At 32.6% G+C, this 18,000-nt stretch carries 15 protein-coding genes and 1 pseudogene; 9 read left to right on the top strand and 7 right to left on the bottom strand.

Features of this window, described 5'->3' with window-relative positions; translation table 11 throughout:
• Positions 1 to 420: 420 nt before the first annotated feature.
• The 3 genes from AB3K27_RS10955 to AB3K27_RS10945 all read right to left on the bottom strand — a co-directional run bounded on the left by AB3K27_RS10955 (position 421) and on the right by AB3K27_RS10945 (position 3,288).
• On the bottom strand, positions 421 to 1,788 hold the full coding sequence (locus AB3K27_RS10955; protein ID WP_368487483.1) for a PLP-dependent aminotransferase family protein: 1,368 nt from the start codon (positions 1,786 to 1,788) through the stop codon (positions 421 to 423).
• A gap of 215 nt (positions 1,789 to 2,003) precedes the next feature.
• Positions 2,004 to 2,837: an EFR1 family ferrodoxin gene (locus tag AB3K27_RS10950; RefSeq protein ID WP_368487482.1), complete on the bottom strand. Its 834-nt coding sequence runs from the start codon at positions 2,835 to 2,837 to the stop codon at positions 2,004 to 2,006.
• Positions 2,838 to 2,904: 67 nt separating this feature from the next.
• The gene (locus AB3K27_RS10945; RefSeq protein ID WP_368487481.1) at positions 2,905 to 3,288 is read right to left on the bottom strand and encodes a MerR family transcriptional regulator; all 384 of its coding nucleotides are present in this window, start codon (positions 3,286 to 3,288) and stop codon (positions 2,905 to 2,907) included.
• A 558-nt stretch (positions 3,289 to 3,846) separates the two neighbouring features.
• Between AB3K27_RS10945 and AB3K27_RS10940 the strand changes: the two genes are divergently transcribed.
• The 3 genes from AB3K27_RS10940 (at position 3,847) to AB3K27_RS10930 (ending at position 7,193) form a co-directional block, all read left to right on the top strand.
• Entirely contained in the window at positions 3,847 to 4,785 is a 939-nt protein-coding gene (locus tag AB3K27_RS10940; protein WP_368487480.1) for a DMT family transporter, read from the top strand.
• Positions 4,786 to 5,167: 382 nt separating this feature from the next.
• Positions 5,168 to 6,016, top strand: a complete 849-nt coding sequence (locus AB3K27_RS10935) for a site-specific integrase (protein ID WP_368487479.1) — start codon at positions 5,168 to 5,170, stop codon at positions 6,014 to 6,016.
• Complete coding sequence (locus tag AB3K27_RS10930; protein WP_368487478.1) at positions 6,009 to 7,193, top strand: IS91 family transposase; 1,185 nt, start codon at positions 6,009 to 6,011, stop codon at positions 7,191 to 7,193. Before AB3K27_RS10935 ends, AB3K27_RS10930 begins: the two co-directional genes overlap by 8 nt.
• Positions 7,194 to 7,681: 488 nt before the next feature.
• On the opposite strand, the gene AB3K27_RS10925 is transcribed toward AB3K27_RS10930, so the two are convergent.
• Both AB3K27_RS10925 and AB3K27_RS10920 read right to left on the bottom strand, forming a co-directional pair.
• Positions 7,682 to 9,280: a hypothetical protein gene (locus AB3K27_RS10925; RefSeq protein ID WP_368487477.1), complete on the bottom strand. Its 1,599-nt coding sequence runs from the start codon at positions 9,278 to 9,280 to the stop codon at positions 7,682 to 7,684.
• Between the two features lie 5 nt (positions 9,281 to 9,285).
• Entirely contained in the window at positions 9,286 to 9,861 is a 576-nt protein-coding gene (locus tag AB3K27_RS10920; RefSeq protein ID WP_368487476.1) for a PadR family transcriptional regulator, read from the bottom strand.
• Between the two features lie 327 nt (positions 9,862 to 10,188).
• Here AB3K27_RS10920 and AB3K27_RS10915 point away from each other — a divergent pair, with 327 nt between their 5' ends.
• Together AB3K27_RS10915 and AB3K27_RS10910 are read left to right on the top strand one after the other, a co-directional pair.
• Positions 10,189 to 10,320 carry a hypothetical protein gene (locus AB3K27_RS10915; protein ID WP_368487475.1) on the top strand — a complete coding sequence of 44 codons (132 nt, stop codon included), beginning with the start codon at positions 10,189 to 10,191 and terminating at the stop codon, positions 10,318 to 10,320.
• A 15-nt stretch (positions 10,321 to 10,335) separates the two neighbouring features.
• Positions 10,336 to 10,560 carry a hypothetical protein gene (locus tag AB3K27_RS10910; protein WP_368487474.1) on the top strand — a complete coding sequence of 75 codons (225 nt, stop codon included), beginning with the start codon at positions 10,336 to 10,338 and terminating at the stop codon, positions 10,558 to 10,560.
• 124 nt (positions 10,561 to 10,684) lie between these two features.
• On the opposite strand, the gene AB3K27_RS10905 is transcribed toward AB3K27_RS10910, so the two are convergent.
• Positions 10,685 to 11,395: a fibronectin type III domain-containing protein gene (locus AB3K27_RS10905; RefSeq protein WP_368487473.1), complete on the bottom strand. Its 711-nt coding sequence runs from the start codon at positions 11,393 to 11,395 to the stop codon at positions 10,685 to 10,687.
• Positions 11,396 to 11,703: 308 nt separating this feature from the next.
• Here AB3K27_RS10905 and AB3K27_RS10900 point away from each other — a divergent pair.
• From AB3K27_RS10900 to AB3K27_RS10890, 3 genes and pseudogenes are all read left to right on the top strand, one after another.
• A pseudogene (locus AB3K27_RS10900) lies at positions 11,704 to 13,637 on the top strand (serine hydrolase domain-containing protein).
• Positions 13,638 to 13,877: 240 nt separating this feature from the next.
• Positions 13,878 to 14,447: a LemA family protein gene (locus AB3K27_RS10895; RefSeq protein WP_368487472.1), complete on the top strand. Its 570-nt coding sequence runs from the start codon at positions 13,878 to 13,880 to the stop codon at positions 14,445 to 14,447.
• A gap of 93 nt (positions 14,448 to 14,540) precedes the next feature.
• The gene (locus tag AB3K27_RS10890) at positions 14,541 to 15,332 is read left to right on the top strand and encodes a YgcG family protein (RefSeq protein WP_368487471.1); all 792 of its coding nucleotides are present in this window, start codon (positions 14,541 to 14,543) and stop codon (positions 15,330 to 15,332) included.
• A gap of 448 nt (positions 15,333 to 15,780) precedes the next feature.
• Here AB3K27_RS10890 and AB3K27_RS10885 read toward each other — a convergent pair whose 3' ends face one another.
• A complete protein-coding gene (locus AB3K27_RS10885) occupies positions 15,781 to 16,668 on the bottom strand; it encodes a LysR family transcriptional regulator (RefSeq protein ID WP_368487470.1) in 888 nt (295 codons plus the stop codon).
• A gap of 346 nt (positions 16,669 to 17,014) precedes the next feature.
• Here AB3K27_RS10885 and AB3K27_RS10880 point away from each other — a divergent pair, with 346 nt between their 5' ends.
• Positions 17,015 to 17,791, top strand: a complete 777-nt coding sequence (locus AB3K27_RS10880) for a PhzF family phenazine biosynthesis protein (protein WP_368487469.1) — start codon at positions 17,015 to 17,017, stop codon at positions 17,789 to 17,791.
• Positions 17,792 to 18,000: the final 209 nt, after the last annotated feature.

Raw genomic sequence — 18,000 nt, 5'->3', positions numbered from 1 at the left:
ACTGAGTATAAGTAGTTTTAAAATTTTCATCGATTGGTATTTTTTTCTGCCAAATTTAATACCTTTTCTAATAGCAGCTTCGCTGGTATTAGGCCAACCATGTAGGTGAACCTCTCACTCTAAGAGTATTTAATCGGCAGAGAAAGAACAACAATTTCTATGCCGATCAGTGAGAAGTTTGTCGAAAATATATGAGCAGTAGGTTGCAAAACTGGACATTAAAGAGAAAAATTAATTTTTTATTATGCTACACCTGAAAAAGGATGAAAATATGAAGTAGTTGAAGCAACAAAACCAAGTAATTGATTATATATAATATATAGATAACAATTTAGTAGGTGATATTTCATATGATAAAGCTGTAAAAATGCCTGTATTACTTTCTGTGAATATTTTCCTATGTAGAAGGTTATTCGTAAATCAGCCATGCCATTTAATGAAATCTACAAATCTGTTATTTGATAATTTTTCAAGTTCCTCTGATATGATTTTGATTCCCTGCTCTATTTTTTCTTCATTAACATTACGAATATTTAAGCAGATACAATTTGTCTTTTTACAGGAGGGCAGGAAGGAACTGTCCGCTGTTGCAATCTTTATGTTTCGCATTTCTAAAGAGTTGACAAATGTATGCGCTTTAATATTTTCCGGGAGTTCAAGGCATGTAAAGCAGCCTGTATCCGGTATTTGAGCTTTTATCCTAAATTTTAGATACTTATCGCATGCTTTTTTCAATGCATTCATCCTTGCATGGTAAACTTGCTTCATCTTCTTTATATGTTTGTCATACATACCGTTTTCAATATAAAGCTCAAGAGCACCTTGCTCTATAATATCGCTGCAGATTTTCATGTCTTTGAATAAACCGGCAAGTTGGGATGGGAATACGATGATTCCAAGCCGCAGCCATGGAAAAAGTATTTTCGAATAGCTTTTTATATAGATAACTCTGGAAGAATCATCGTCCACAAACATGGGATCTGTTTTTTTATTTGGGTCTAGCTCTGCAAAACAATCGTCTTCAACAATATATATGTTGTATTTTTGGGCAAGCTTCAGTATCTTTTTCTTCTGTCCGGATGAAAAGGAATACCCTGTCGGATTATGAAACCTTGGCATGGTATAGAAAAACTTGATATCTTCATTTCTGAAAATGTTTTCGAGTTCATCAAGATTTATGCCTTCTGAATTTCTCTCTATGCCTATGGTCATTGCGTTACATAGCTCAAGAGCATTCAATATTTCCGAACATGCAGGTTGCTCGACAAGGATCTTGTTTTTCCCGTTTGGCAGTGGGGTATTGACCAAAATAGCAAGAGACTGCTGCGAGCCCGTCGTTACAAAAATGTTTTCCGCAGAGGTAAACACCTGTAAATCCTGCAGCTGCTTTTGAATCGTTTTCCGCAGGCTTACAATTCCACCCGATACATCATCCGTGGTTAGCATTTTATCCTTATACAGGTTAATTGCCTGGTGAAGGCAGTGCTGCAGTTCTATGTCCGGAATTACCTTATCGTTGAAAATGAATGGACAAAAGTCAATGCAATCCGTTCCTGGAGTACATTTACCCTGTTCTGCTTTTGAAACCAGATAGTAACCGCTTTTGGGCACAGAGTATATGATATGCTCATTTTCCAATTCATTATAAGCGCGTATAACTGTAGCCTTATTACACTGCAGCATTTCTGAAGCTTGAAGGATGGATGGGAGTTTGCTGCCTGGCTTCAAATTCTTGATGGCTACTTCCTGTTTAATAAAATCTTTTACCTTTTGATATTTCGTTTCCATTCTCATTCTCCAATTTTGTGTAAACTTATACTTATGTACCCAATATTTATTTCCCAATTAGGACATGAGCTCTTGTATATTGCAAAATATAGTTGAACTGATAACTTTTTTCTGCTTATATTTTTAAACAATTTATGCTGTAGTATTGAAGACAATATGCGTTAATTTAAATACATTCGGAGCACTGTATTCTTTTGTAATTACTGCTTTCATTATTAATACACCTTTTCTGTATTATTATCAGGCTTGTTGAAGAACTGCACTTCATCCCCCTTGCAAATTATATCCGATGCACTTATTCCTGGACAACGATATTGCTGTTTGGGGCCTGGTTCGATTTTTCCAAAGCATACGGCACTTTGAGGACACCAGTTAAGGCAGGCAAAGCATAGTTTGCAGTTATCACCCCACTCGACATTTCCATTTACTATCTTTATGTTTCTTACAGGGCATACCTCTGTGCACAGACCGCACAGATTGCATTTTTCTTTTATAGCACTTTTCATGTTTATTTTAAAATCCATGGATAATGCTTTATTCATTTGATTCTTCATTAAAGCCGAATCAGCTTTGAATTCATATACCTGCCCGGTTGTCTCCCTCTTATTTACCATTGCGGCAATCTCCGATGAAACATCTTCCAGTCTTTCCATGCGCTGCTTCAGATTTTCCTGTGAAGTAACATATACAATACTGTTGTCACCCATCTTTACTTCAAAGCCACAGTTTAATTTTTCCCCTTTTGTTCTTAGCTTCCTGTCAAGAGAACTAAGCGCATTTCCTGGAGTTCCTCCACATGTAACGGCAGCGAAAAAATATTCTACGCGGCTAAAATCATTTTTATCAATTATTTCTCTAATAAAATCCGGCATATCCAGACAATAAACAGGAAATACAAATCCTACAGCATCAGCTTCGACCTTTTTTGAAGTGCCGCCATATAAAGATATAGCCGGTAATAATTCTGCTTCCTTTACTTGGACCGCAATTTTTCTGCCAAGCAGCAGTGAATTTCCTGTACCTGAAAAATAAAAGATTTTAACACTCATATTTACCACCTCCAGCTTTTATAAACTAATTATAAAGCTTGTAGTATAGTACAATGTCAAGAGATTATTATAAAAGAGATGTAAAATACAAGCAATTCTGTTCTTTTAGATTCTCCTTTATTCCTAGGAGCATATCCTTTACATGATTTATTCCATTAATTTTCTCTTCAATTTCATACATTTTTCTGTTAATAATATCATCGCATATTTCATGACACTCTGCCGGGTTCTCGATAATGTATAATATATGCTTAATTTCACTGATAGAAAAACCGCAATTTTGCATCATCTTTATAAATTTAAGCCTATTCAGCGTTTTCTTTGGATATAATCTGTAACCGCTTTTATTTCTTTCTGCAGTCGGGATAAGATTTATTTTTTCATAATATCTTAAGGTTTCAAAATTCAGACCTGCTTCTTTTGCTAATTCTCCGCGTAAATAATAATCCATACTTTATACCTCCTACATATTTGTTTTGTATTCATAATTACCTTTTCAGCAATAACTCTTACTTACTTTTTATTATATATATCTATTACAATATTTCAAGTCGTTCTGTAAATATTGTATATAAGGTTAAAAGATGCGGTGAAAAAAAGCTTATTATAGGAATCACTTATAAGATGTTGAGCCACAGCTTAAGGAGCGATACTCAAAATGATGTACAGTTGGTGAAAAGAGAACATGCAATAGGCTTAAATCATCCCTTGCTTTACAAAGCTAATTATATCCTTTTTTCCGGGTGGGAGGCATTGCTATAGTGAGCTTTTATCAGCTAACTTCATATTATTGATTTTATCAGCACTTTCCAATCTATACCGGTATACCCTTGTAAAAACCAGATTGAAGCCATTAATGAGTAAGGGTTAATATATACATAGCAGTTGAGTTCTTGCAAAGGGTATATGTAAAAAAGCCTGATTGATTGAAGATAGGAGTTTTTTCATTACCGGTATGTTGATATACTGCTAATAAAATTTAATGGCATAGGAACTGGAAGGAGTAATAATGATAAAAAAAGCTGATGAATTAAAGGTTGTTTTAGCATATACCGCTGTCTGCATCTTTTGGGGTTCAACATATCTGGCTATGAGGGTTGCCGCTAGCCAGTTTCCTCCGGAATTGTTTGCCGGAATTCGGTTTATTTTGGCAGGGCTGATAATGCTGGGATTTTCCATAGTCAAAAGGTATAAATTCCCTTCATCATCCTCAGAAATCATCAAAGCGTCTATACCGGGAATATTAATGCTATTATTAGGAAATGGCCTTATCATGTGGGCGGAGCAATGGGTACACTCCGGAATCACGGCTGTACTGATCGCAGCAACCCCTTTGTTTACAGCGGGCATAGAAGCAATGGTTTTAAAAGAAAGCAAAGTTGGACCGTTAGGATGGTTGTGCCTAATCGTGGGATTTGTTGGTGTAAGCATGTTAATTTTCACTGGTATGGGAGTGGGATCAATTGACATAAAAGGTGGAGTGATAGTCCTTATGGCTGCAGTTTTTGGGTCCATCGGCATGGTATGCTCGAAAAAAATTAAAGTGAATAGTGACATTTTTCCTCAAGTAGGAATCCAGATGCTAACTGCAGGGATTGGATTATCTTGTGTCGGAATAGCGATTGGGGAAGGCGCAAAGGTACACTTAAACTATAGTATATTACTTTCCCTCGTTTATCTTGTGATCTTTGGTTCAATCATCGGATATACATCAAATATTTATGTGCTTAGCAAGTGGCCAGCTTCAATTGCTTCTTCGTCCAACTATGTTACTCCCGTGGTTGCTGTCATCCTTGGAGCTTTGATTTTAAACGAAAAGGTTAGCTTAAGAATGATCTTTTTTATGGGAATGACCTTGGGAGGAGTAATTCTTTTACAGCTGTATAAGAATTCATGGTCAAAAAAGAAGTGGTTAGAGGAATGCGGAAATAAAGAAGAACAATCATAGACGAATCAGAGCTATTCTTACTACTCCAAGCTATACTGGTATACCCGCAAAAAATCCGAATTGATGGGGTAATCCTAGGGTAGCTACGATAAACCGCAAACTCAATTCCTTAAAATGTAAATGAGTTTGCGGTTTAACTATTTTTCTATATTTAGTATAATCTTGGTATGGATGGTTATGTATTAATTCGGAATAGTAATTATGAACGAAACCACTATTAAGTGGTGGCTGCGTTGTAAGTAATTTAAACTTTTCTGGTAAAATTTAAAGACATGTATTTTAAAAGTGGTATTTATTTTTATCTAAATACCACTTTATTATCATGAACACTTCAATTATTATTATTTTAGGACAAAAATCAAAATAATTGAGGAGTGTTATCATGTCAGAATTAAGAAAACAAATGAAAATCTATATGGATTTGAAAGGGTACAGTCCAATTACTACAAAATATTATATTAATCATGTTGGCAATTTTGCAAAATACCATAAAAAATCACCTAATTTATTGGGTGAAAAAGAAATACAAGAGTATTTACACTATTGTATCACAAAAAGATGTTTGACAGAAGGATCTGTAGGTTCAATTTATACAGCCCTTAAAATTTTATATACAAAAGTTTTAAACCGGACCTGGGATATTAATAAAATCCCGAGAATAAAAGAACGTAGAAGGTTACCTGTTGTATTATCGCCTGAAGGGATAAAAGCTATTTTTGATGCTGCCCCAAATATTAAACACAAGGCAATTTTTATGACAATTTATTCTGCAGGATTAAGAGTAAGTGAGGTTTGCAATCTCAAAGTAACAGATATAGACAGTAAAAATATGCAAATATTTATAAGGCAGGGTAAATGTAAAAAAGATCGATATTCACTTTTATCAGAATTAAATCTTCAAGTTCTAAGGGAGTACTGGAAAGAATATAAACCTAAAGAATATTTGTTTTCAGGAAGATATAGGACTGATGCCATAACACCACGCAGCGTTCAAAGGGTATTTCAGAAGTCAAAGGAAAAAGCAGAGATTACTAAACCTGCAACAGTACATACACTGAGACATAGTTTTGCAACACATCTTTTAGATACCGGAACGGATATTTGCTATATTCAGAGACTTTTAGGATATACAAGGATAACTACTACCACCATATATCTACACCTCAGAAGAATGGATTTATTAAATATAAAGAGTCCACTGGATATACTTATAGGTATAGAAAATGATTGAGCTGCAGGATATTTTTATTAAGCATGGAGACGAGTATTGCCAAAAACATAAACTGCCATTCCACATTAAAAAGGTAATTTGGAATATTATCTCATGCAGGACGTCAAAGTTAGGCGGTCACATAGATGAATGTGAAGAATGCGGACATATTAGAATTTCTTATAATTCTTGTAGAGATAGACACTGTCCTAAATGCCAGACATTAAAAAAAGAAAAATGGATTGAAGATAGAAAAAATGACTTATTACCAGTACCATATTTTCATGTTGTATTTACTATACCTGAAGAACTAAATTTTTTGGTACTTACAAATCAGAAAGAGATGTATTCTATTTTGTTTAAGTCTGTATCAGAAACTCTTCTGGAACTTTCAAAGGATGCAAAGTATCTTGGTGCAGAAATAGGTTTTACAACAATACTGCATACTTGGGGACAAAATCTTATGAATCATCCCCATATTCATTGTATAGTTACCGGTGGCGGAATATCTTTTGATGGGGTAAGGTGGATTAATTCCAAGGAAGATTTTTTTATACCTGTTAAGGTCCTGTCTGCAAAATTTCGCGGAAAATTTTTATACTATCTTAAAAAAGAATACTACAGCAATACCAAATTAAAATTTACTGTCGGTATTGAAGATTTAAAATACAAGGATGTCTTTCACTGCTTTTTAGACAAGTTGTATAAAAAAGAATGGGTGGTTTATTGTAAAGCTCCATTTAAGAGCAGTGAACATGTATTTGAATATTTAGGAAGATATACACACAGGGTTGCAATTTCAAACAACAGAATTCTTGCTCTTGAAAATGGACTTGTGAGTTTTAAATGGAGAGATTACCGGGATAATAATAAAGAAAAAGTTATGACAGTTACAGCTGAAGAATTCATACGTAGATTTTTAATGCATGTGCTGCCACCTAAATTTGTTAAGATAAGACATTATGGAATCTTAAGTAATCGCAACCGTAGAACAAAACTTAAAAAATGTAAGATGATTCTTAAAGCTCCGGTGAGTGAAAGCAAAGCTAAATTAAATTTAACAACAGCAGAGTTTATTTTAAAAGTTGCAGGAATAGATATAAATAAATGTCCACGCTGTAGTGGAAAAATGATAACCATGAGGAAAATAGAACCGAGAATTTCAGGACCACCAGATAAAAATACTAAAACGGCATAAATTATGGATATTGTGATTAGTTTATTAACTATGGGGAGGGGGAAAGTACATATGTGATTAAGTAAAAATACAACAATTGTAGGGGTATTTTATAGTTTTACTCTAAATTCTGTGCTAAAATATAAGAAAATATTAAACTTAAGAATACGTAAGGGATATTGAAACCCCATAGTAACTGCCCCGTGGCTTCGTCCTATAATTCGTTTCGGAAATTGAGCAACTTTAGCATCTAACACCATTTAAGTATACATCTTATGGTGTTAGTTTTTATAAGCTCAAAATCCGAATACGAATCTATTCATATGACGACTTAATTATATTGAAGTATTAAAATTAAGTATGCTGAATTGAACCATTAATGATATAGTTTTTGTTTCTACAAAATTATAAAATGGTCCATATTAACAATTAATATGAACCGTTCTTGTTAAAGTTTAATCTAAATAATGGATATTAAATTTATATAATTATTAAGAGATATTAAATGTTTATTTAATATAAAATGTTATTTTGTATTTTGGTACTTGGAGAATATCAAATCCAATTACGATCAATTTCCCGTTATTATTTAGCAGTCCATTTGCTTGTTTAAGAAAATTATTTCTATTTAAAACTTGAACAGATGATATTTTTACAGTAGAAAGGTCTTGTATAATCTGTTCTTTTGTTGTCCAGTTTCCCATGCTCTGTGATGTTGTACTAACCCATTGAGTTACTCTTAGCAACAAGTCCATAATATCAAGGACTGATGTCTTTTTAGGATAAATAATACCAACAACATTAGATAAATAATCATCTGGACCTGGTTCACTACTATATAAACGTAATGAATTTATGTCTTGGAATTTTTTAATTGAAGTAAAGTCATTTTCCTTTAACTCTGAAATTTTGTACACGCCTAAGTCTATGATGTTATTCGTTGGAGTTGTCCATAATTGCTTTTGCCTGTTCAGAGATAATGCACCAACAATTCTAAGTAAAGATAATGCATCTCCAGTACCATCTAAAGTAGCCTCTGCTAATCCAGGATAGTAACTGAAACCTCCTTCACTTTCAATATAATATTTTTCGAATTTATTTCTTACGATATTCTCCATGAATTCCTTAGATTTATTTTTATTTTCAGTGGAAATGCCTTGCCACAAATAATTTGTAATCAAGCTTATTCCTTGATACCTTGTTAAGTTCCAGTCATGTAGTTCACTCAAATTTGCATCTTTAGGTGCAGGCTGAGAAAGTTTATTAATGGCTGTTGTTATTATCTCATTATTATAGCGTAAAGGAAACTCACTATGTATGTTGTCTCCATTTTCATTTACAAACAACTTGATAATATGGAAAGTAGATCCTAAGTCCCCAGAATCTAAAAGCTTTCCGTTGCTCCTTAATCTTGGACCCCAAAAGCCTGTTTTACTATCTTGATTATTGTATAGCCATTGTAAGAGTGCTTGTTTCCACTCAGGAGAAAAAGTGTATAAATTAGTATGTTCAAAGTCGTTATAATAGCATAGTTCAGCTATTTCAACATAAGGTGTTCTTGGAAGTTTAGATGCTATAAACCCAATTGTAGATAAGTCATCTAAAAAGGGCTTTAGCTTTTCAGGTGAATTGATTTCATCCAAAAATTTAATTGGATATTTAAGTTTTATAGGCTGACCTGTATCATCTGATAAAGATTCAAGATGCTTAATCATGTTTAAAGTTGAGCCAATATATGTAAAAAGTGGGTAAGAGTTATCCATAAACGCCCCCGTTTTAGGATTTTGTAGACCAATATAAAACTCAAATTCCTCTTTTTTGCTAGTGAATTTCGGAACTTTTATTAAACCTTCTTTAGTCTCTAACTGCTTATGTATTTGATTCAATTTAGAAAATGCTGTTATGTAATGTCCCTTGTCGAGATAATAAGCACATCCAAGCATTTTAAATTCAAATTGCCCCATATAGTAGCCTTCAGCTTGAAGTTTGCTGTTTAAACGAAATATTTCTGAAATTGACGTAACACTTTTATAAATAAAACTTCCTAAACAAATTAAAATTATCATTACAAGTATAGATATTATTGTAATTAAACGTTTTTTTTTCATTATATTTAACTATCCTCACTTTTCTTATTATTAATTATTTCTCGAATATAATCTAAACTTTCTTCAGCCCAATGAATGTGAGATTCAACATCATGAAAACCTCTACTAAGTGCTATTTTCCAATAATAAACTTCATCCTTTCTATCAAACATTTGTAGATATTCTCCAAGTTTATTTTCAACTGATTTAAGGCTTTCATAATCTCTTTTATACTTTTTTAATCTTTCTTGAAGCTGAAAAAATAATTCTTCAAAACCTACATTTGAGGATAAAAAAACTCTCGATAAAAAAGCATTACGGTTATCCTCGTTTATTTCATCAGGGACATTAGTAAGCCATTCTTTCAGGTAAGATAACCCTTGTTCAGTAATGCTATATATACGCTTAGATGGACCCTTATCACTTGGTTTTACTACAGAAACTATGTAACCTTTTTCCTCTAATGTTTTTAATTCACGATAAATTTGACTTGTTTGAGCCGACCAAAAAAAGTTAATAGAATCATCGAAAATCTTTTTCAAATCATAACCAGTCATAGAAGCATAATTTAGCAAACCTAATAGGGTGTATGATAATGACATGAAATCACTCCTTAAACTATTATACATTTACTATAGCATAAGTAGAATAGATAATCAATTTTGAAATAAATAACATTTTAAGCATTTATAAAAAGACTGAATTTACTCATTTATGCTAATTACTCATTATTCGTATAGTGTTCATCATCAAAAAGGCAGTACTGCCTTTTTATTTGCATTTGTATAAGTATAAAACACCATATTATTACATTTGCTTTTCAGTACATGACACGGATGCTCCCTCTACCCCTAAACGTGTAAATTTAAAGGTGGAGAAAAATCAAGAATAGAGCAAATGCATATTTAATAAAAAATTCATTATTACATATGGGAATGATTCAGTCCATACGTAGATATACAGCAGACATATTGTATGCTGGAACAGATGGTGTATTGATAAAAGAACAAAAAAGCAATGCATATATGGTATCTGTAGATAGTTTTGAAAAAGGACGATAACTGGTAAATAGTATATTGAAATGCAATCTTATCCTTGTACATCAAAAATATATGGTAGATTATATATTAAACAGATTAGGGTTAACTAAAACCCTTGAATGTGTTCAAGCAGTATATATGAATAAAACTAAACTTGATACAAAAAAAGAATTAGAAATAAGACAGTTAGAACAGAATCAAATATTATCCTATTTAATTCATTTTAAATTTTATTGTAAATTGAGTTCTTTGGAGTCATAGTATTTGAGATGCTATGAACAGTCATTGCTATTTTTACCTATTAAATTTTGTTTTTATGCTTGTCCAATAATCTGCGTTTTCAAGCCCCAATCTCCAAATAGCAATGCCGTTTAACTTATAAGAATTAACTAAATCCAATATAGATATTTGCTTTTACTGCATTTAGAAGATTACTTTCTAAATTTTGTCTGTTAGTTTGATTTCCCAATACTACTTTTGCAATATTACCATCAAAATTATTTTGAAGCATTGCATAGGTTTTAATTCCATTGCTGTTTGCATAGCTAATTTGATTAGTTGGAACTAATCCTGAAATATTGCCAAGACTGTCTGTAGTATAGGTTTGGGTAGCTATTTTATCAATAGTTAAAGTATTAGCTACCATTGAATTGTAAGAGGATGGATCTCCCGAATAATAATAGGTTGTAAAGCCTAAAACTTGCTTTTTAGCTGTAGTTGGTATTATAGAAATTTGCAGGGTATTAGCAGTTACATGAATTGAACTTGCTGAGGTACCATAGCAATTATAAGCCTTAACATAGAACCAATACTGGGCATTAGCAGCTAGTCCGGACTTTAGTAATTTTATACCAGTGACAGTGGCAATTTTAGTGTAGTTAGTATCATTTGGTGCAGCCATATAAACATAATATCCCGATGCACCATATACTGAAGACCAATTCAATGTAAGAGAGCTTGTACTAATATTAGAAATAGTTAATCCTGTTGGAGCTGGTGGTGGAGAACCATTATTTTTTGCTGCAGCAAATTGTATGTTGGAAATTAAGAAAATAATTGCTGTAATAAGTATTAGAAAGCTTTTTTTAATTGTCATCTGTACCCCTCCTTAAATTTGTTGTTGAATTAGGTTGGCAAATCTAATATTTCTCTCCTTTGATGATCTAATTATAAAGCTTTTTTTTGTATATTAATAGATTTCTATAGTCACATTGATATAGGGACTAAAGTCATAAAATCTTACAATATTGTAATGTTGGTTAATGAATATTGTAAGGTAAATAAATGGCTGATATCATAGACGTTTTATATAATTTAGTTATAAATTGAAGTTTTAAATAAGGCATTTTAAGAAAAATACCAGTTAATTTCTGAAGATGCTTAAAAATATGGAGGAGCTTAGATATGTGGTATAAAAAGATATTTGTATTCATGTCAATATTTATATTGTGTTTTACAAGTAACATTACAGTTTTTGCAGAATCTAATTCAAGTGATAACTTATTTGGTAATAAAGATGATATGAAAGTATTTATGGATAATACTTTTCAAAAAAAGATGAAGGAAGAGCATATTCCGGGAGCAGCTATTACTATTGTTAAGGATGGAAAAATTGTTTTTAGTAAGGGTTATGGGTATTCTGATTTAGAAAATAAAATACCTATGACTGCTGATAAAACTTTGATTAGAATAGCATCTGTTTCAAAGCTTTTTACTTATACAGCAATGATGCACTCTATGAACAAGGTAAGATAGATTTAAAAGCTGATGTAAATAAATATTTAAAAGATTACAGTTTAAAAAATGAATATTCAAATCCAGTAACAGTAGAACAGCTTCTTACACATACATCAGGCATAGACGATAATAGAATAGCAGATTTGTCAAAAGACAAAAAAGATTTAGTTCCTATGAATGATTTTTTAAAAAAACATCTGCCTAAAGTAGTAAGAGAGCCTGGAACTGCTATCAACTACAGCAGCTATGATACAGCACTGGCAGGGGGAATTATTGAACAGATTTCAGGAAAACCTCTTAATAGCTTTATTGAGAATAAGATATTTAAACCACTAGAAATGAACAATTCAACATTAAATAGAGATATGAACCCAAAAGGATTAGAATCAGGTTATGAATATGAAAATGGTAAGCTTTTTAAGGCTAAGAAAGTAGAAGGATATTTTAATAACTATGCCATTGGAGGTATAATATCAACTTCTGATGATATGGCTAAATTTATGATAGCCCAGTTAAATAATGGAGCATATGAAAATAAAAGAATATTAAAGGAAAGTACAGCTATTAATATGCACAGTCAGCATGCAACCTTTGATACCAGGCTTCCAGGAATGGCCTATGGATTTAATGAAAAAATCATAAAAGGATATAGAGCAATAGAACATCTTGGATATTCACCAGATAACATATACAGCGATATGACATTATTTCCAAATGAAAATTTAGGAGTCTTTATATCTGTAAATCAAGGAAATAACAATGTACCAGATGAAATTGTGGCAGAAATGACTGCAAAGTATCTTCCAAAGAAAGAAGAAATAAAGGATAACAAGACTTCTTATAGATCAAAAAGCAATTTAAAAGATTTTGTAGGAACTTATAGGTTTAGTGAAAATCCCAAAAGTATCTTTCACAAAGCTGATGCATTTTCAGAAGGTGAAGATTTAACTGTAAGTTTAAAGGATAAAAAAACATTATCATTGACAGGGAAAGATGTTTTTGTAGGGAAAAAGTACACAACAACCCTCAAAGAAATAGAACCATTGGTATTTAAAAGAGTAGATACGGGGAAGTATGTAGTATTTAAGAAAAATAAGAGTGGACAAATTTATTACCTAGCACAGCAGCAGGACAGCTGGCACGGAACTTATGAAAAACTTAAATGGTATGAGCTTTCAACTGTGCAGATTTCCATAATTATATTTTGCTTAATAGTATTTTTAGCATCAATTATATTTTCTATTGGAAGATCAGCTTATATTATGATAAAAAGGAAAGATAATAAATTAAACAAGATAGAAAAATATCTTTTGGTTATGTCTTTTACAATTAGCTTTTTAAATGTATTTTTCTTTGCAGCAGCTTTATTTGTACTGGGGGAACCAACCAGATGTGGCATAAACATGGAAGCTAAATTATTATTATGTGTGCCAATATTGAGCTTGATTTTAAACTTATTGTTTTTAGTTTATATAATAATTGATTGGATGAAGAAAAACATTAAATTATCTGCTAGAATATATTACTTAGTTTTAGCTTTTACAGAAATGCTGTATATATGGTTTTTGAATTATTGGAACTTTTTCGGATTTAAATACTAAAATCTAATTTAGAATTTAATATTTGGGTAGCTTTTAAGACTTAGAGTGAAATTGTTTGGAAAAATTTAAACAAATTTACTTTTGATTTTATATTTAAGTTGAAAAATGAAGGAAGTGTACAGATATTGTTGGAACTTCAGGTTCTAGAAAAAGTACTCTTTAAGAATTTGATGCACTAGTATATTTATTAAAAAAATTACTTAAAATAAATATACTATTATGAAAATGGTGGTGTATCAAATGAGTAAAAGATTGAAAACATCTTTAATTGTTATAGGTATGTTGTTAGTTATATTTTTACCTTTAATAGGTAGTTATAACTCCATTGTAGGGTTAGAGCAAAAAGTTAATGCAGCAGAGGCAAATATTGACACTCAGCTGCAAAGAAGATCAGATTTAATACCAAACCTAGTTCAAACAGTAAAAGGTTATGCAGCTCAAGAAAAAACAATATTTACAGATGTGGCGAATGCAAGAGCTAAGCTTGCTGGAGCGCAAACAATTACTGATAGAGCAAATGCAGATGCAGCACTTTCATCAGCACTTTCAAGACTTTTAGTAATTGTTGAAAGGTATCCAGATTTAAAATCTAATCAAAATTTTAGAGATTTATCTGTTGCTTTAGAGGGTACAGAAAATAGAATAGGAATAGCAAGGCAAGATTATAATACTGCTGTGAATAACTATAATACATCCATAAGAAGATTTCCAAATTCGATAATTTCAGGTATGCTTGGTTTTTCCCAAAAAACATATTATAAGGCTAGTCAGGGAGCACAGGAAGTTCCAAAGGTAGATTTTACAAAATAGTTTATCTTACAGCTTAGAATCATATGGATAATTCATTGATAGAGCTAAGTTGTAAAAAAGCTATTTTATACAATCTTAAAATGGGAAATTTAAATGAATAAAATAAATAATAAATTTAAGGTGATAAAATCATCTTTAGGTGTATTACTTTCTGTGTTAATTTTTATTTTGACTTTGCCTTATTTTGTAAAGGGTGCTTCAAATATACCTGTACCAACTAAATTAAAGTATATAAATGATTATGTAGGGATTATTGATGAAGATTCTAAAAACTATATTGTATCACTTGGAAGTGAATTAGAAAATAAAACTGGTTCACAAGCAGCAGTGGTTATAATTAGTTCACTTGAAGGAAGAGATATAGAATCTTATTCCAATGAACTTTTTAGAAACTGGGGAATTGGACAAAAAGGTAAGGATAATGGACTTTTAATATTATTATCAATAAATGATAAAAAATGGAGAGTAGAGGTAGGAAGAGAGTTGGAAGGCGTAATTACAGATATATATTCTTCTAGAGTTATGAATAGTGAAGCAGTTCAACTTTTTAAAGAAAAAAGATATGGTGAAGGTTTAAAGAATGCTTATTCAGTTTTTGCAAGAGATATAGCGAAAGAATATAATGTTAGTTTACAAGGAAGTAATAAAACTACACATAAGCAAAAATCAATTGCTATAAATCCTGTAGTAATATACTATATCTTAGGTGCTTTTGCATTAGATATTATACTTAATAAAGCAAGAATAACTAGGTTTTTATTTTATGCAATGTTTTGGAATTCTTTTTGGGGAGGCCCAAGAGGAGGCGGAGGCCTTGGTGGAGGTGACCAAGGTGGATTTGGGGGAGGCAGCTCCAGTGGAGGCGGTTCTTCAGGAAACTGGTAAATATCCCAAATCTATAATTTGGTGATAGTCGCTTTCACAGAGTGAGTCGGGGTATTACGGTAGGTAGCTATCGGATAAAAGACCATCTAGTTAAAGTTAATTTATAAAATATTGACTTTAATTATATGGCTTTTTATTTTGCTGTAATTGAGTTATAGAAAGTTACTTAATTGGCCTATTACCAGCGAAGCTGCTATAAGTGCAAAGCAAGAGTTAATATTTGTAAAATATAAATCGCTATAATTTATGATTACAAATATTAACTCTTTTACAGGGGTAATACCAGCAGCCTTGTCATGTACTGAAAAGTATGCACCATAGATTAGCATACTTTTAACACAAATTGATAATCTGGTATTACCCCAACATAAATGATACTCATTAAAGTTGACTGAGAGTCATAAGATAATAGGGAATATGTACTATGATGTACTGTCAACTTCATTGCCTACCTGTGCTTATTTGTTTTCAAATCATAAAAATTCCGCGTCATTTCTAAAAAAGCTTGAAGGGTTGGTGATATCCATTTATTTTTATGAATCAACATCTTTACAAAATATTGGGGAGATGTTTCAGTCCATCGGACAGCGCAAATTCGACCATCTGCAAACCGGGGTAACATGGAAATCCCCAATCCTATCATAATCAGTTGTTTTATTGCCTCGGAACTACTAGCTTCTAAAATAGCTTGAGGGTATACCCCGAAATCCCTAAAGGTTTTTTCCACTAACGACCGATAACTGCAGCCTTGCTCGGTAAGAATAACACATGTTTCTGCTAGATCATGAGGTGTAACTACTTCCTTTAGCGCTAGAGGGGTGTCCGGTGCTGTTAAAAATATCATTTCTTCTTTGGAAAGATTCTCTTCGATAAGATTATCATCATCAATCCTATCATTAACGTTAAATCCAACATCAATTTCATTTCTATGGATATCATTGAAAATTGTGTTATAATTTGCAAACTTTATTATCATTTCCACCTTAGGAAAAGCTTTTCGGAATATTTTGAATAGATTGGGTAAACAGTAAGTTCCCAATAAATAACTTGTTCCTATTGTCAATTTGCCTTTCGGCTCACTAGGATTTGCTACAATTTCTAATGCTTCAGAAGTAAGTTTAGTTATTTGCTCAGCATAAGGAAGTAAAGCTGTGCCCTGATGCGTTAGTATTATTCGATGTCCAAGACGTTCAAATAATCTAACCCCCATTTCTTTTTCCATTGACTGAATATGGCTTGTAATTGTTGACGGAGCATAACCTAATGCATCTGCTGTTTGTACAAAACTACCCAGTTTTGCGATAGTTAAAAATGTCTTGAGTTGATAAAATTCCATAATTTGACATCTGCGATTCAATATTATCGAATGTTATATTCAAAATATTCAATTTTATTGTAGTATTCTTCTATGATACAATAAATTATATGAAAATACAATATAGATTTACATTAATAATCATTATCCTATTAACTTAACGGCTTTTATTAATCTGCTTGTGAATGCTTGAAGGAGATAATCCAAAATCAAAAGAAATTATTAGTTAAAATTACTTAGAAAATAACTGAAGGGAGTATAGTGAATTATGAAAACAAATTTAAATATATTTGTAATGTAAGTGAAGAGTTTATAATCAATAACTCAACAGTCATCATAGTAGATGATGAAAATAAGGAGGAATAACATGAAGAGAATCAGGATTAACCAAGTAGATACATTTACCAGCAAGCCGATGGCGGGTAATCCGGCGGGTGTTGTCAGCAACGCTGCAGGTCTTACAGACGACGAAATGCATGCCATAGCCAGGGAAATAAATTTGCCTGCGACGACATTCGTATTTCCACCTAATGACACCAAGGCCAATTTTCTGGTCCGTTATTTTACACCCTGCGGCGAAATAGCAGTTGGGGGCCATCCGACCCTCGCAACAATTCATGTTTTGCTGGAGGAGGGAAAGATTGGCCGGGACTGTAAACAGGTATGGTTAGAAACCGGTGGCGGCATTCTACCGATCGATATCAGTTCCGCCGACGATGGAAAATATACTATTACAATAACAATGACCACTCCCAAGTTTGAAAGCGCAGCAATATCTCATGACACTCTGGCTGCGATGCTAGGGACTGATCCCGGCAATTTGGAAAATTATCCAATCTGCAAAATGTATACTGGCTTGTACTATTATGTGGTTGGCCTAAAGTCATTGTCGGCCATAAAAGGCCTGTGTCCCGATTTTGCTGCCATCGCTGAACTTAGTCGTAAGAATTGGATAAGCGGCTTGCAGATTTTTACTACAGAGACGGACGATCCTAATTGCGACTTTCATGTGCGTACCTTTCTACCCGTACAAGGTACCAACGAAGATATTGTCTGTGGAACAGGTAACAGTTGTATCGGCGCATTTGTTGTGGAAAATGGGATATACAAAACCGATGGTTATCGTATTCTCGCGGCTGAATAAGGTAACGAATTGGGACGACCCAGCCACGTCTATGTTGAAGTGGCTGGAAAGCCTGGTAATATTACCAGCGTCAAAATCAGTGGCATGGCAGTGATTGTTATGACGGGAGAATTGAATTTCTAACAACAGATATCGACGCCAGAGTTACAAGGTTATGGTTAAAGGCGGGCATGTTTTATTGTCAAAGCTACCCAAATTTAAAGTAGGAT

This window comes from Clostridium sp. BJN0013, assembly GCF_040939125.1.
Taxonomy (GTDB): domain Bacteria; phylum Bacillota; class Clostridia; order Clostridiales; family Clostridiaceae; genus Clostridium_B.
The sequence above is the reverse complement of the archived record's forward strand: the minus strand, read 5'-3'. Positions and strand labels throughout refer to the sequence as shown.

What these genes read in the sequence shown, in the direction of transcription:
- AB3K27_RS10945 (WP_368487481.1), bottom strand. Translation starts at nt 3,288, where the DNA reads ATGGATTATTATTTACGCGGAGAATTAGCAAAAGAAGCAGGTCTGAAT.
- AB3K27_RS10880 (WP_368487469.1), top strand. Translation starts at nt 17,015, where the DNA reads ATGAAGAGAATCAGGATTAACCAAGTAGATACATTTACCAGCAAGCCG.
- AB3K27_RS10955 (WP_368487483.1), bottom strand. Translation starts at nt 1,788, where the DNA reads ATGGAAACGAAATATCAAAAGGTAAAAGATTTTATTAAACAGGAAGTA.
- AB3K27_RS10885 (WP_368487470.1), bottom strand. Translation starts at nt 16,668, where the DNA reads ATGGAATTTTATCAACTCAAGACATTTTTAACTATCGCAAAACTGGGT.
- AB3K27_RS10890 (WP_368487471.1), top strand. Translation starts at nt 14,541, where the DNA reads ATGAATAAAATAAATAATAAATTTAAGGTGATAAAATCATCTTTAGGT.
- AB3K27_RS10905 (WP_368487473.1), bottom strand. Translation starts at nt 11,395, where the DNA reads ATGACAATTAAAAAAAGCTTTCTAATACTTATTACAGCAATTATTTTC.
- AB3K27_RS10895 (WP_368487472.1), top strand. Translation starts at nt 13,878, where the DNA reads ATGAGTAAAAGATTGAAAACATCTTTAATTGTTATAGGTATGTTGTTA.
- AB3K27_RS10950 (WP_368487482.1), bottom strand. Translation starts at nt 2,837, where the DNA reads ATGAGTGTTAAAATCTTTTATTTTTCAGGTACAGGAAATTCACTGCTG.
- AB3K27_RS10930 (WP_368487478.1), top strand. Translation starts at nt 6,009, where the DNA reads ATGATTGAGCTGCAGGATATTTTTATTAAGCATGGAGACGAGTATTGC.
- AB3K27_RS10935 (WP_368487479.1), top strand. Translation starts at nt 5,168, where the DNA reads ATGTCAGAATTAAGAAAACAAATGAAAATCTATATGGATTTGAAAGGG.
- AB3K27_RS10940 (WP_368487480.1), top strand. Translation starts at nt 3,847, where the DNA reads ATGATAAAAAAAGCTGATGAATTAAAGGTTGTTTTAGCATATACCGCT.
- AB3K27_RS10925 (WP_368487477.1), bottom strand. Translation starts at nt 9,280, where the DNA reads ATGAAAAAAAAACGTTTAATTACAATAATATCTATACTTGTAATGATA.
- AB3K27_RS10920 (WP_368487476.1), bottom strand. Translation starts at nt 9,861, where the DNA reads ATGTCATTATCATACACCCTATTAGGTTTGCTAAATTATGCTTCTATG.
- AB3K27_RS10915 (WP_368487475.1), top strand. Translation starts at nt 10,189, where the DNA reads ATGGGAATGATTCAGTCCATACGTAGATATACAGCAGACATATTGTAT.